Annotated in this window: 12 protein-coding genes; 9 read left to right on the top strand and 3 right to left on the bottom strand. The window is 35.5% G+C overall.

Annotated features, from left to right (window positions below; translation table 11 throughout):
- Positions 1-8: 8 nt before the first annotated feature.
- From UH7x_RS08770 to UH7x_RS08780, 3 genes are all read right to left on the bottom strand, one after another.
- Entirely contained in the window at positions 9-1,493 is a 1,485-nt protein-coding gene (locus UH7x_RS08770) for a DUF1501 domain-containing protein (RefSeq protein WP_482363349.1), read from the bottom strand.
- Positions 1,493-4,036: a PSD1 and planctomycete cytochrome C domain-containing protein gene (locus UH7x_RS08775; RefSeq protein ID WP_482363350.1), complete on the bottom strand. Its 2,544-nt coding sequence runs from the start codon at positions 4,034-4,036 to the stop codon at positions 1,493-1,495. The genes UH7x_RS08770 and UH7x_RS08775 overlap by 1 nt, the downstream gene beginning before the upstream one ends.
- A gap of 263 nt (positions 4,037-4,299) precedes the next feature.
- On the bottom strand, positions 4,300-5,625 hold the full coding sequence (locus UH7x_RS08780; RefSeq protein ID WP_482363351.1) for a phosphoethanolamine transferase: 1,326 nt from the start codon (positions 5,623-5,625) through the stop codon (positions 4,300-4,302).
- A 475-nt stretch (positions 5,626-6,100) separates the two neighbouring features.
- Between UH7x_RS08780 and UH7x_RS08785 the strand changes: the two genes are divergently transcribed.
- The 9 genes from UH7x_RS08785 (at position 6,101) to UH7x_RS08825 (ending at position 14,922) form a co-directional block, all read left to right on the top strand.
- Positions 6,101-6,748, top strand: a complete 648-nt coding sequence (locus UH7x_RS08785; protein WP_482363352.1) for a carbohydrate-binding family 9-like protein — start codon at positions 6,101-6,103, stop codon at positions 6,746-6,748.
- A gap of 155 nt (positions 6,749-6,903) precedes the next feature.
- Entirely contained in the window at positions 6,904-8,658 is a 1,755-nt protein-coding gene (locus UH7x_RS08790; protein WP_482363353.1) for a PQQ-dependent sugar dehydrogenase, read from the top strand.
- A gap of 17 nt (positions 8,659-8,675) precedes the next feature.
- Positions 8,676-9,926, top strand: coding sequence for an amidohydrolase/deacetylase family metallohydrolase (locus tag UH7x_RS08795; protein WP_482363354.1), 1,251 nt, complete (start codon positions 8,676-8,678; stop codon positions 9,924-9,926).
- A gap of 49 nt (positions 9,927-9,975) precedes the next feature.
- Positions 9,976-11,076, top strand: coding sequence for a bile acid:sodium symporter family protein (locus tag UH7x_RS08800; protein WP_482363355.1), 1,101 nt, complete (start codon positions 9,976-9,978; stop codon positions 11,074-11,076).
- A 56-nt stretch (positions 11,077-11,132) separates the two neighbouring features.
- A complete protein-coding gene (locus UH7x_RS08805; protein ID WP_482363356.1) occupies positions 11,133-11,609 on the top strand; it encodes a RidA family protein in 477 nt (158 codons plus the stop codon).
- 22 nt (positions 11,610-11,631) lie between these two features.
- Positions 11,632-12,864 carry a selenocysteine synthase gene (locus UH7x_RS08810; protein ID WP_482363357.1) on the top strand — a complete coding sequence of 411 codons (1,233 nt, stop codon included), beginning with the start codon at positions 11,632-11,634 and terminating at the stop codon, positions 12,862-12,864.
- A gap of 16 nt (positions 12,865-12,880) precedes the next feature.
- Complete coding sequence (locus UH7x_RS08815) at positions 12,881-13,462, top strand: RidA family protein (protein ID WP_482363358.1); 582 nt, start codon at positions 12,881-12,883, stop codon at positions 13,460-13,462.
- A 4-nt stretch (positions 13,463-13,466) separates the two neighbouring features.
- Positions 13,467-14,477, top strand: coding sequence for a TRAP transporter substrate-binding protein (locus UH7x_RS08820; protein ID WP_482363359.1), 1,011 nt, complete (start codon positions 13,467-13,469; stop codon positions 14,475-14,477).
- Complete coding sequence (locus tag UH7x_RS08825; protein WP_482363360.1) at positions 14,467-14,922, top strand: TRAP transporter small permease; 456 nt, start codon at positions 14,467-14,469, stop codon at positions 14,920-14,922. Before UH7x_RS08820 ends, UH7x_RS08825 begins: the two co-directional genes overlap by 11 nt.

Raw genomic sequence — 14,922 nt, forward strand, 5'->3', positions numbered from 1 at the left:
AGTGTGGTTTAACTAAGTATATCTTTAACAACATGGCCATGAACATCAGTCAGTCGATAGCGTCTGCCTTGATGTTTAAAAGTAAAATGTTCATGGTTTATACCCATTAAGTGCATTATAGTAGCTTGAAAATCGTGCACATGAACAGGTGTTTCAATCGGATTGAATCCAAAATCATCAGAGGCGCCATAAGTGAATCCTGGTTTTACTCCTGCACCGGCCATCCAAAGTGTAAATACATATGGGTGATGGTCTCTTCCCCAATTTCGAACATCCTTAATATTGCCTTGAAGAAAAGGTGTTCGACCAAACTCTCCACCCCAAATTACAAGGGTGTCTTCGAGCATTCCTCGTTGTTTTAAATCTTTAATTAAGGCAGCGCTAGCTCTGTCGGTGTCATTGCACTGTGTAATTAATTGATAGTTTAAATTAGTGTGTTGGTCCCATCCAGCATGCATACATTGTATAAAACGTACATCACGTTCTGCTAATCTGCGAGCCATTAAACAATTATAGGCGTAACTGCCCTTTCGATGCACATCTGGACCGTACATGTCTAAAATATGTTGTGGCTCATCAGAAAAATCAGTTAGCTCTGGCACACTCATTTGCATTTTATAAGCCATTTCGTATTGTGCAATTCTGGTCTGTATTTCAGGATCGCCATATTCAGCATGATTTATCTCGTTTAAGGCCTGCATGTCGTCCAATATTTTGCGGCGCATTTCACGACTCATACCTTCGGGATTTTTTAAATAAAGAACAGGATCACCACCGCCTCTAAATTTTACACCTTGAAATTTTGTCGGCAAAAATCCACTTCCCCAGTAATAGTCATAAAATATTTGACCACAACTAGCTTCTTTATCTCTAGAGGTCATTGCAACAAAATCGGGAAGATCTTTTGCCGTGCTTCCTAATCCATATGTTAGCCATGAGCCCATGCTAGGTCGCCCGGGTTGTTCAGAGCCGGTAAGAAAAAAAGTGATTGCTGGAGCGTGATTAACAGATTCAGTATACATCGATTTTATAAAACACAAGTCATCGACCACCTTTGCAGTTTCTGGCATAAAATCGGAAACCCATGCACCACTATTTCCGTGTTGTGCAAAATTGCTTATTTCTCCAATTATGGGTCTTGCTGCTTGTTCACCTGTCATAGTAGAAAAGCGTTTGCCAGCAGTTAATGAATCTGGAATTTGTTTTCCATGCCATTTTTTAAGCATGGGTTTGTAATCGAATAAATCAACATGCGATGGTGCTCCATTTTGAAAAAGATAAATAACCCTTTTTGCCTTTGGTGTAAAATGGGGTAGGCTTCCAATATTTGAACCTAACGATGCTGTGTTTAATGTAGCTGCGGATAATGATAGCGGATTTACCATTGAACCCAAAGCCATTCCGCCAACTCCCATAGCCATTTTTCCAAAGAAATTTCTACGGGTCATTTGTGCTTGATACTCTTCAAATGGATGCAAGATTTTTTTCTTCATCACTGTCGGTTTATGGTTTCATCTAGATTTAAGAGCAAAGAACAAATTGCGGTATATGCTGCATGGTCTACTAAATCTATTTTTTTATTGATTTTGTATTCGCCTATTGTGGTTAGGGCTAATGCTTCGTTTTTATTATTAGCGTAGTCATATTTTAGAGATGATAATCTATCGTTTAAGATTTTAAATTCTTCTTGTTTTATCGAACGTCCAGTGGTTTTTTTGAAGGCATATTTTAGTCTCTCCGAATCATTATTATCATAAGTGAGTATGTTCTCGGCAAACACTCGTGCAGCTTCCGAATAGGTGATATCATTTAATGTTGTTAAAGCATGCAAAGGAGTATTTGTATTAAATGATTTTACGGAGCAAAGCTGTCTTGAAGCATTATCAAACAAAAAAGTCGGTCCAACTATTCTTCGCCAAAAAGTATATAATGAACGTCTATAAAGTGCATTGCCCTTATCTTGCTCGTAAGATCGTAGTCCGAAAGTTGCTTCAGCCCATATTCCTTCAGGTTGATACGGTTTTACTGGCTTTCCGCCAAGTGAATCTGCCATTAAACCACTGATGTATAAAGCTTGGTCACGTAGCATCCAAGAGGGTAACCGCATACGTGCTGCTCTCGCTAAATATTTATTTTCGGAGTCTTTTTGCAAAAGCTCTTCAGACACCTTTGAAGATTGTCTATAAGTAGCACTCATTACAATATATTTCAAAAGCCGTTTTAGATTCCAATTGTTTTCTTGAAAATCAACAGCGAGCCAATCTAGTAGTTTAGGGTGACTGGGTAAAGCACCTTGTACTCCAAAGTCTTCTATTGTTTTTACAATTCCATTACCAAAAAACTGTTGCCAATATCGATTCACAGTTACACGCGCGGTTAAGGGTTGTTCTTTAGAAACTAACCACTTGGCCAATGCTAAACGATTGTTTTCAATCTCATTTGGCAAAGGCGGCAGTACTGCAGGTACGTTTCTGACGATAGTATCTTCTAATTGCGGATTATTATAACCACCTCTATTAAGAATGAATGTAGTTCGAGGTTCTTCACGCTCATCCATAACCATTACCATGGTAGAGGCAGCTGCTAATTTGTTGTGTTTTTCTTGTTCTATGTATGCATCTTTTAAAAGACTCGCGTATGTTTTGTCTTTATCAGCAAAGTAGTTTGCTAAGGTTTTTAAATTCCCTGCACCTCTTCTATTAGGTGGTTTTAATAAGATTCTTGGATCCAGTCCATTTAAACTTTTTGCAACTTTCGATTCCGATACTGGTAAGCCCGCATCTCTTGGAAATTTTTCATCCTCATAATGGTCAACATTTTCTACCAATTTATCTGCGTATTCTTTTATTGCATCCATTTTGTCTCTTCGTTCCTTTGGACTCAAATTTAGTACAGGTCTAATTTGTCCGCCCCAATTACCACCCTCTTCTGAGGTCTGATTAAAATAATCATACAGTTGATAATATTCTTTCTGAGTTATGGCGTCATATTTATGATCATGGCAGCGAGCACAATTCATTGTCAATCCTAACCAGGTTGTACCAGTAGTTTCAACCCGATCAAATACATTAACAACTCTGGTTTCTTCAGGTATGGTTCCACCTTCTGTATTATAAGGATGGTTTCTGTTAAAAGCGGTTGCCATGATATCTTCTCTTGATGCATCGGGTAAAAGATCGCCAGCTATTTGTTTAATGGTAAATTGGTCGTAAGACAAATTCGAGTTAAAGGCCTTAATCACCCAATCGCGCCAGGGCCACATATCCCGCGTAAAATCACCTTGAAAACCATTAGTGTCAGCATAACGAGCAACGTCTAGCCATTCCCAAGCCCACCGCTCGCCATACCTTGGAGATTCCAATAAACGGTCTACAAGTTTCTCATAAGCATTATTAGAATTGTCATTTAGAAAAGTGCTAATTTCTTCAGGAGTAGGTGGTAATCCATTTAAATCAAAAGATAATCTACGTATTAAAGTTTCTTTATTTGCTTCTTCTGATGGATTTAGTCCAATTGATTCTAACTTATTTAAAACAAAATAGTCGATTTCGTTTTTGGGCCATGTGTTATTCTTTATTTCGGGTAATTCAGATTTTTTTGGAGGTGAATAGGCCCAATGTGTTTTCCACTTTGCTCCCTGTTCAACCCACTTTATTAATATTGCTTTTTCTTCTGCAGTCAGACTTAAATTGGATTCTGGAGTAGGCATGATTAAATAAGAATCCTGACTTAAAATTCTAGTAATCAGTTCACTCTTTTCTGGTTTCCCAGCAACTACTGGATACGTTTCTTTACCAGGGATATTTTCGAAAATAGCATCCTCGGTATCCAACCTCAAATTTGCTTTTCTTGCATTTTCATCAGGACCATGACAATTAAAGCAGCGATCTGAAAGAATTGGACGAACGTGAAAGTTGAAATCGATTTCCTCAGGAAGTTTATCATAAGCAAGAAGTACTTCTTCAGGCTTGTCGACTCCACATTTCCATAAAATAATTAAACTAAAAAGAACTGCTAGTTTTTTTATTAAGCTCATTTTTAAATCGGTAGGTTTCGACTTCTATTTATGAAGTGAATAGTATATGTAAAATAGTTTCGTTGATGTTCCTTTAAATGTACAAAACATTTTTATGTATATGAATTTTGCAACAAATACATGATTTAAAAAAGGATGTTAAAATATGATTCATAGAATCCTGAGGATTCAGCATTTTAAAAGAATTGGAATGTTGTGAATCAATGAAAAGTTGGCGTGCTAATTTTTATAAAGATGTAGACATAGAATAGGGAGAATAGTTTTTATTCATGGTCATAGTAGTAGTCTAATTCTGTATAGTCAATTATATTTTCAAGACTTTGAGATATAAAATATGGAGATTTTGAAATAGATTTTTCGTCAGAAATTAAACTTATATATTTAATTATACTATAAAGACTTTCATTGTTAAAGAAGCTGTTGTTGTTTTCCTTTTGTAAATCTTCTAATCTCTCGTTTTTTACATTTGAGTAAAACACTAAAGGAATTTCTACACTTTCTTTATGTGAATCATAAAATCCATGACCTCCGTCATTTTCGTCAAGTGTTTCACCATGATCAGATGTGTAAATAATAAGTACATTCTTATTAGTGTTATTAAATTTTTTAAAAAGCTCTTCTATAAAATAATCGGAATAATAAATCGTGTTTTCATATTCTTCAAGTAAATTTTTTGGATTTTTATGGAGGCTTATTTCATCGGTAGATCTTTGATCATAATCGGCATGTGATCCCATTAAATGAAAAACAAACATTTGCTTAGAGCTGTTATTTATTTCAATTTCATCTAAAACATCAAACAAAACTTCGTCAGGGTTTGTAAGAGCTACATCATAATTTTGAAAACTTACAAAATCAGATTCTCTAGCAATTGTGGTTGTTGAAGACTCGTGCTTACCTCCTGCGCCTTCTTGATTAGAAATCCAGTAAGTTTTATAATCATTTTCATTAAAATCACTAATTATTGATTTTGATTTAAAAAAAGCATCAAAGTCTTTGTGTGTTGTTTCTGTTAAAGTAAGGGGAATGGCAAGGTGAGTTTGCGTTGCTGGAGCTATAGCATTAAATTTATAAATATCGTTTTTAATATTTGAAAAAAATGGAGTTGTATTGTACTTGTCGTTATAAAGCCCCATGAAATTTTTGTTTACAGATTCTCCCATTATCAGAACAACCTTATCATAAATCATTTCGTTTTTTGCTTTTTCAAACTTTCTTTTCTTTAGAAATTCATTTCGATCCTTAAAAGCAGTGCCCCTACGAACAACCATGTTATAATCATGGATAAAGGAAAGCGGCATTAATTTTAAAATATTCCCTTTTGCCTGATGTAATCCTCCAAGTACTAAAACGATAAGAATGAAAGAAGTTAATCGGAGTGGTTTAAATTTAAGAGAATGAAATTTAACGAATTTGTATAAAATAAAGCCTACAACGGCTGTATGTAAAATGATGAATATATCTATAAATGAAATGTACTTCTGTAGGTATTCTAAAGATTCTCTTTTTGATGAAAAATATATTAACTCAATTACGGGTTCTAAAATAGTTACCCGGCCCCAGGTAGAGTTCATATGAATAACCAACATGTTAATAATATTGAGGTAAACGGTAAATATTGTAAAAAGAACTTTACTTAAAACAGAAAATAAGAATAGAAGAACAAATACTGCGGTAATGAAAATTGTTCTATTAAATGATATAAAATATACGTATTGAGGAAGCATTGTTAAGGCGCTAATTAAAACACTTATTAATAAGTATTTTTTATTTTCATAAACCGATTTCATCAAATTTTTCATAGCCGCGAAAGGTGCTGGTTTTCATGCATTTGCAAATGTAATGTTAATAATTTGTTATAATATATTTAATTTATTGTTTTGTTAACGTTACTAGATATTACATTTTTAAATTTTAAGAAATAAATGGAATTTATTAGGGCAGGTTTTTAGGTTCATTTTAAATATGTATCTTGTTTTTATGAAATTGGAAAGAAAAATATTAGTTGTCCTGTGTGTATCTTTATTTAGTTCAGTACTGGCGCAAAATTCAAAATCAAAGAAGGTGTTAAAGGTTAAAGAAATAGAGTATTCGGAAGTAACAGATTTGAATAAAGTGTCTGAGTTATTAGAGATGAATACAGAATTACAAGAAATAGACGTGCTTAATTGGGGTGCATTCCAGTACAGTCCTGAAGTTAAATTTAGAATTGCTCATAGCAATAACCAAATTTGGCTTAAATATTATGTAAAAGAGAAGAGTATTCGTGCGGTAATAACAGAAACAAATGGATCTGTACATACAGATAGTTGTGTAGAATTTTTCTTTGATCCTCTGGGCGATGGAAGTTATTATAATTTCGAATTTAATTGTGTAGGTGTTACTCACTTAGCATATGGTCCTGGTAGAGGCAAGAGAGATTTTATTGAACCTGAAATTATTAATAAGGAAATTCAGATTAGTTCTACTTTAGGTGAAACCCCTTTTGAAGAGCGTTCTGGTGATTATTCGTGGGAAATGACTATAGTTATACCTGCAACAAGTTTAACGCACAATAAAGGTGTTCAGTTAAAAGGCTTAAAAAGCAATGCTAATTTTTATAAATGTGGAGACAAAAGTGCAGAAGAGCACTATTTGAGTTGGAGTTCTATTACAACAGAACGTCCTGATTTTCATCGACCAGAATTTTTTGGTTCGATTATTTTCGAGTAATATTTCTTTGATGCTCCGCCTGAATATATCGTAAGACTTCATTTTTTTTGGATAAAAGTGTGTACGTGCACATTTTTTTGAATTGATTTTGGTTTTAATGCTAAAGTATTCTATCTTGATAGGGTTATTTCAGTAACATCCAAACCAATATCATTATGAAGTTACTTTTTAGAATAAAGGGCTTTGTCTTACTATCATTGCTGATTTTAATTTTTTCTGCATGTAAAAACGAACCTATAGATGGCAATTTACTATTGCCAGGTGGTTTTAGCTCAGCAGTTGTGATTGATAGTATTGAAGAAACGGTGCGTCATATGGCTGTGACTGATGACCAAATTATCTACGCTAAACTTAGAAATTCTACTGAGAAAGGAGTTGCGATTGCTCTGAAAGATACTGATGGTGATATTAAAGCAGATAAAGTAGAAAGGTTTGGTGTTAGTCAGAAATCTAGATGGAGTTATGCGACGGCTATGCGCATATATAATGGCTACATATACTATAGTTCAGATCTTGTTGTATATCGTCAAAAGTTAATACCCGGTTCTTTACTTCCAGAGGAAAAAGTTGAAGTAATTGTAACCGATGATCATGAGCATGGCAAGCACGAACATATTGGAAAGCCAATTGCATTTGATAATAAAGGCCATATATATGTGCCTTTTGGAGCTCCTTCAAATGCATGTCAAAGTCCCAAGAGAACCCCGGGCGCTCCAGGAATGGATCCATGCCCACAATTAGAAGATCATGGGGGTATTTGGAGATTTGATGCCAATAAATTAGGACAAACTCAAAAGGATGGTTACAAGTATGCTTCAGGCGTCCGTAGTTTAGTGGCAATGAATTGGAACCCCGTAGATGAAGAGTTGTATGCAGTAATGCATGGTCGTGATGATTTGTTGCGATTGTGGCCAAATGTTTATACGCCACAAGAAAGTGCTTTGTTACCATCTGAAGAGTTTATGAAGGTGACAGAAGGTTCTAATTTTGGTTGGCCATATTGTTATTATGATCAAGTAAAAGGTAAAAAGGTTCTTGCTCCTGAATATGGGGGCGATGGAGAAATTGTTGGGCGTTGTGCTGATTTTGAAGATCCAATAATTGGTTTTCCTGGGCATTGGGCTCCAAACGATTTATTATTTTATCAGGGTGACCAATTTCCAGAGCGATATAAAAATGGGGCTTTTATTGCTTTTCATGGATCAACAAATAGAGCCCCATATCCGCAGTCTGGTTATATAGTAGGTTTTGTGCCTTTTAAAGATGGGAAACTCAGTACTGAATACGAAGTTTTTGCAGATGGTTTTGCAGAGGTTGACCCCATTATTAATACAAAGGATGCCGCACATCGGCCAATGGGGTTAGCAGTTGGACCAGATGGTGCATTGTACATTTCTGATTCTGTAAAGGGTAAGATTTGGAAAGTGAGCTATGATAAAAAAGAAGAATTTAATGAGAATCAGCTCATTGGTATGGAAGAACGAAAGGCTGCTTCTAATGTTCGTACACCCGATGTAGTTGAAGATAATTTAATGAAAAGTGATGCTGTTGGAGGAGAAAAATTATATTATCAATATTGTAGTGCATGTCATCAAACAAACGGGAAGGGAGCTTCAGGAAGATTTCCGCCATTAGTAAATACAGATTGGGTCACCGGAGATAATAATCGTCTAATTGAGGTTTTGCTAAAAGGTATGGAAGGAAGTCTAGAAATCAATGGGGAAGTTTTTAATGGAGTAATGCCACAACATTCATTTTTAAAAGATCAAGAGATAGCTCAAATTTTAACCTATATAAGGTCAAATTTTGGTAATACAGCCTCAGAAATCACTAAGGAACAGGTTTCTGAAACAAGAAAAATGATTGAAGAAAGTGATAACAAAGAACCGATATTAGTTTCCACAAAATAAATTTGAATTTAATGATTATGAAAAATATGCAAAGCCTTACAAGATTAACCACACTTCTGTTTCTATTTAGTAGTTTGGTTTTTAATGCACAAGAATATGATATTTTAATTAAAAACGGTCGATTAGTTGATGCAAAAAACGGAATTGATAAAGTGTCGGACCTTGCTATAAAAGATGGGAAAATAGCGCAGGTAGCTAATAAAATAACTACATCGAAAGCGAGTAAAGTAATAGATGCAAAAGGACTAATAGTAGCTCCTGGTCTTATTGATATTCACAGTCATAATTTTCATGGAACAGAGCATAATGCCTATCTCAGCAATAGCTTTACAGCCTTACCACCAGATGGTTTTTCTTTTAGAAGTGGAGTAACAACACTAGTGGATGTTGGTGGAGCAGGTTGGCGTAATTTTAGACAATTTAAAGAAAACGTTATCGACCAATCCAAAACAAGGGTATTGTCCTTTTTAAATATCATAGGTTCTGGAATGAAAGGTGGAGCTATAGAACAGAATATAGCCGATATGGATGCTAAGCTAACTGCAATAGTGGCGAAACAGTTTCCTAATGAAATTGTTGGAGTGAAACTAGCACATTATTCTGGTTTTGATTGGACACCTACGGAACGGGCAACAGAAGCTGGTAGACTTGCAGATATACCTGTAATGATTGATTTTGGAGGAAGTCAACCAGAACTTTCGCTCGAGACTTTATTTATGGAAAAACTTCGCCCTGGAGATATTTTCACACATGTATATGCCCATGTTGCAGGTCGCATACCTATTGTTGATGAAAGTGGAAAAGTCGAAGATTTCGCATGGGCAGCACAAAAAAGAGGAATCATTTTCGATGTAGGTCATGGTGGAGGTAGTTTTCTTTTTGAGCAGGCTGTGCCAGCAATGAAACAAGGTTTTATTCCTAATACAATAAGTACCGATTTGCATACCGGTAGTATGAATGGTGGTATGAAAGACATTGTAAATATTATGTCGAAGTTCTTAAATATGGAGATGCCTGTTGCTGATATTATAGCCGCAACTACATGGAATTCTGCGAAGGCAATTAAGCGCGAAGATTTAGGGCATCTTTCAAAAGGAGCCGTGGCAGATGTTACTCTTTTAAATGTAAGAGAAGGTGATTTTGGTTTTATAGATACCAAAGGAAAGCGAATGGATGGGGACAAAAAGTTGGAATGTGAGCTGACTATTAGAGAAGGTAAAGTAGTATATGATTTAAATGGTCTTGCAGCAGTACCTTGGGATAAATAAGTAAGAATGTAGTGATAAATTAATTCGTCGGGATAATTTAGAATTGGAAATGAAAAACAGCAAATTTCTTTTAGGAGCATCAGTTATATTCATCATTATTTTTATTGTGATGCTATCTCTTGGTATGGTTGAATCTTCTGGTCCATTTTTAATATTATTTTTTTTATTTCTAGCCTTAGCCGCAAAACAGCACGAGTCATTCAAGGGTTTTTCTTTTGCAATTTTAATATTTGGTGCAGTGTCATTATCAATGTTTTACCCACAACCATTTGTGCAGATTGGTGATTTTCAAATGAAAAAACTAATAGTTCCTTTACTGCAGATAATTATGTTCGGTATGGGTACAGCAATGAGTTTTAATGATTTTGTTGGAGTTATAAAAATGCCAAAAGGCGTTTTGGTAGGGCTTGTTTGTCAATTTACTATAATGCCTATTCTTGGATTTACAATTGCTAGTATTTTTGGTTTTCCAGCAGAAATAGCGGCCGGTGTTGTATTAATAGGGTCCTCTCCTAGTGGGTTGGCTTCTAATGTTATGGCATATTTGGCCAAGGCTAACGTTGCACTTTCAGTTACCTTAACTGCAGTAGCTACAATGTTAGCGCCTCTAATGACACCTACACTCATGGAATTTTTTGCTGGTGAATTTGTGCCTATAGATTTTTGGGGTATGATGTGGAGTATTGTTAAAATGGTCATTTTACCAATTATAGGTGGACTAATATTCAATCACTTTTTTCATGGAAAAACACCATGGCTTGATAAAGCCATGCCTATTCTTTCTATGGCGGGCATTGCATTAATAATAATGGTAATTACGGCAGCAGGTAGAGATAGTTTGTTGTCAATAGGATTGTTCTTAATTGTGGCAGCAATAGTACATAATGCAGCGGGTTATTTCCTTGGTTATTGGGGTTGTCGTCTTTTTAAGATGGATGAAAGAGATTGTCGTACAATTGCTTTGGAGGTTGGTATGCAAAATGGAGGTTTGGCATCGGGTATTGCCTTAGAAATGGGCAAAGTGGCAACAGTAGGTTTGGCACCAGCAGTTTTCGGTCCTTGGATGAATATATCAGGATCATCTCTAGCGCTGTATTGGAGGGATAAAGACCCAGATAAAAATAAAAATCAAGTAGATAAAAAAAATTAAGACAAGGTCGTAGTAGTAACGCTTTGAATGAAAATAAAAACTAAATAAAATAAAAAATGGAACAAAAGACGACAAGAAGAGCATCATTTAGAAAAATAGGAATGGGCCTAGCAACAATTTTCGGAATCGGCTCGGTAAGTGCTATGACTAAAAAAGATAAACAAGCAAAGAAAGAGGTTGTTGGTGAGATTGTAACTGATCAAGATATACCGCTTTTTTCTGGTGCGGTTAAGCATGGCAATACTTTATATATTGCAGGTAAAGGTGCACATGTTGAGCCTTTTGAAATAAAAGCACATACCGAAATCGTATTGCAAGAACTTCAAAAGGAACTCGAGCGCAATGGCTCATCAATGGATAAAGTTTTAAAGGTTAATGTATATCTCGCCGATCTTGGAGATTATAAGGGTATGAATGAAGTCTTTCGTGGTCGTTTTGGAAAAAACCCACCGGTAAGAACTACAGTAGCAACATATGGTGGTGTACCCGGAAAATCTTTGGTAGAAATGGATTGTATAGCAGCGGTAGATTAATGATAAAATAAATGTAGAAATTATGAGCAGTAGAAGAAAAGCATTAAAAACATTATCGGCACTTCCATTAGTTGGAGGTTTGTTAGGTCCAAGTATATTAGGAGCAGCAGGTGGAAAAGTATCATCAAAATTAGCTTGCCCGATTACCGAACCACTGGCTCGAGATTTTTTTAAAGAATTAGGTGTACGCACATTCATAAATGCTGCTGGAACTTACACATCCATGACTGGTTCTTTGATGCATAAAGAAGTAACAGAAGCAATTAATTACGGAGCTACAGAATATGTTAATTTAGATGAATTGCATGATAAAGTTGGTGATAGAATTGCGGAGCTTTTGGAATGTGAATACGCTACTGTTTCTTCAGGATGTTTTGGTGCGATGACCATTGGTCTTGCAGGTGTTATGTGCGGTACAGACACAAAAAAGGTGGCCCAATTACCGGACACCACAGGTATAAAAGATGAAGTTATAGTGCAAGAAGCACATGCGATTGGTTATACTCATGCACTTATTAATACTGGTGCTAAAATAGTCTCAGTAAAAACTGCAAAAGATTTAGAGAAAGCGATTACTAAAAACACCGCTATGCTCTGGTATTTGAATGCCAATACTGATGCAGGTGATATTAAATGGGAAGAATTTGTGGCTTTAGGTAAGAAGCATAATATTCCAACATTTATAGATTGTGCTGCGGATGTGCCACCAGTAGAAAATTTATTTAAGTATACTAAAATGGGTTTTGATTTGGTCGCTTTTTCTGGCGGAAAAGGTATTCGTGGACCTCAAAGTGCAGGGTTATTATTAGGTAAAAGAAAATATATAGAAGCCGCTAGATTGCATACACCACCCAGAGGCACTACAATTGCCCGAGGAATGAAAGTAAATAAAGAAGAGGTATTAGGAATGTTGGTTGCTTTAGAGTTATATTTAGGAAGAGATCACGATAAGGAATGGGAGCTTTGGGAAAGTCAAATAAAGCTGATAAGTGATAGTGCTAAATCTGTAAAAGGGGTAGAAACAGAAATTCATGTACCGCCATATGCTAATCATGTGCCAAGTTTAAAAATTCGTTGGGATGAAAATGTCGTAAAGATTTCAAAAGATGATATGCGCAAAAAATTACGAGATGGTCATCCGTCAATAGAAACAGTAGGAAGCAAAAACGAAGTGGGAATTACTACTTGGATGATGAAGCCTGGTCAGGAAAGAATTGTTGCGAACAGAGTGAAAGAAATACTTGAAAACGCCTAATCTTAAAAAGATTCATATGATGAGAACTATATGCCATGTATTCATTTTGATATTGTCCGTTTCATGTAATCAAGTGGTTGAGCAAAAACAAATTGAAGATGTTGTTTCGGAAGAAAAGGAGATAGTAGATTCAAATTATAATCCCGAAGCTAAAATAGAAGAGTTAGGAATTTCTTTATCTGAACCTTCTGCTCCAGTGGCAAATTATGTGAATGCCGTACGTTCAGGTAATCTTATTTTCTTAGCGGGGAAAGGTCCAAAAAAAGCAAACGGTGAGGATATTACGGGTAAAGTAGGTGTAGATTTAACTATTGAAGAAGGGTATGAGGCTGCACGAATTACTGGGATTAATCAACTTTCGGTTTTAAAAGGTGAATTGGGAAATCTTAATAAAGTAAAAAGAATAATTAAAGTAAAAGGAATGGTTAATGCTTCACCAGATTTTGGTGATCATCCTAAGGTTATAAATGGATATTCTGATTTAATGGTAGAAGTTTTCGGGGAAAGAGGTAAGCATGCTCGAGCGGCAGTTGGAATGGGTTCGTTACCTGGAAATATTCCTGTAGAAATAGACATGATAGTAGAAGTGCAAGATTAATTCAATGGAAAGTAAAGAGCAAATAGTGAAGTGGACCTCAAAAGCATTGCTGCTTATATTCACTATGCTTTTATTGTTGAGTTGTAAATCTAAAGAAGCTGAGCCTGAATTTCTATTAAGAACAGCTCTTTTAGTAAATGAAAATCACACTTGGTTTAAAGCTTTCGATTATTTCAGTGAAATTATTGAAGAACGTTCAAAAGGTAGAATAAAAGTACAGGTTTATCCATCGGAACAACTTGCAAAAGAAATTGAAGCCATTCGATTAATTCAAGCGGAGGTAATTGATATGACTACTACCGGATCTACCCTTACCAATTGGTTTGAAGTTGCTACTTTTTGTGAACTGCCTTTTTTAATGCAAGATTCTATTGATATGGAACGCTATATCAAAGGTCCTATTGGGAAATTGATGGAGAGGGAAATGATTGAAAAATCTGGACTGCGAGCACTAGGACATTTTCAAAGAGGTGAAAGGCATTTAACTTCTAACAGGCCTATAAGGCATCCTGATGATTTGAAAGGCTTAATAATACGTGTTCCTAATGTGCCTTCTTTTGTAGATACTTGGAAAGCACTGGGAGCTAAACCCACGCCAATGGCATTTTCTGAAGTTTTCACTTCTTTGCAACAAGGAACCATTGAGGCACAAGAAAATCCTTTTGCAATGATAAATAATGCGGGGTTTGCTGAGGTTCAGAAATATCTTAACCTAACAGGGCATGTTTTAAGTTGGGTGTATCCAGTAGTTGGAGAAAAACAATTTCAAAAATTACCGCCTGATCTTCAAGAAATATTTTTGCAAGCTGGAAAAGATATGCAAGCTTATGAGCATAAACTATTTTTAGAAAATGAAAAAAGTGTTCAAGAAGAATTGAAAGCTAAGGGGATGGAATTTATTGAGGTAGATAAAGATGCTTTTCAACAAAAAAGCGAAAAAGCAATATATGATAGCTTGTCTCCAGAAATGCAAGAGATTTATCATCAACTAAAAGCAGAAAAAGATGCTGCGTAAAAACGTTGGTCGTGTTTTAAAATACGGGGCATTAATCAGCACTTGGGGTCTTATTATAACGGTGATTATACAGATTGTATGTCGGTTTACACCTATTGCCACGCCTTCATGGACCGAAGAAGCATCGCGAATATTTTTCATTTATGCAATGGCATTTGCTGCGGGTTTGGCTATGAAGAGCGATTATTATGTTCATTTAGATATGTTTTATAGTCGTTTATCAAAAAAGTTTCAGCGTTTTTTGTCGGCGGCAATACCTTTAGTTTCATTAGTGCTATTCTTTATTATGGCAGTATATTCAATGCAATTTGTGTTACAAGGTTTGGCCGAAAAATCACCCAGCATGGGCTTTAATATGGGAGTGGCATTTTTTAGTATGTTTATTATGTCCGTTTCAATTTGTTATTATTTGGTTGTTAAGATTATCAAGAATTTTACAAAATAG

The sequence above is a fragment of the Aurantibacter sp. UH7 genome (assembly GCF_056839165.1).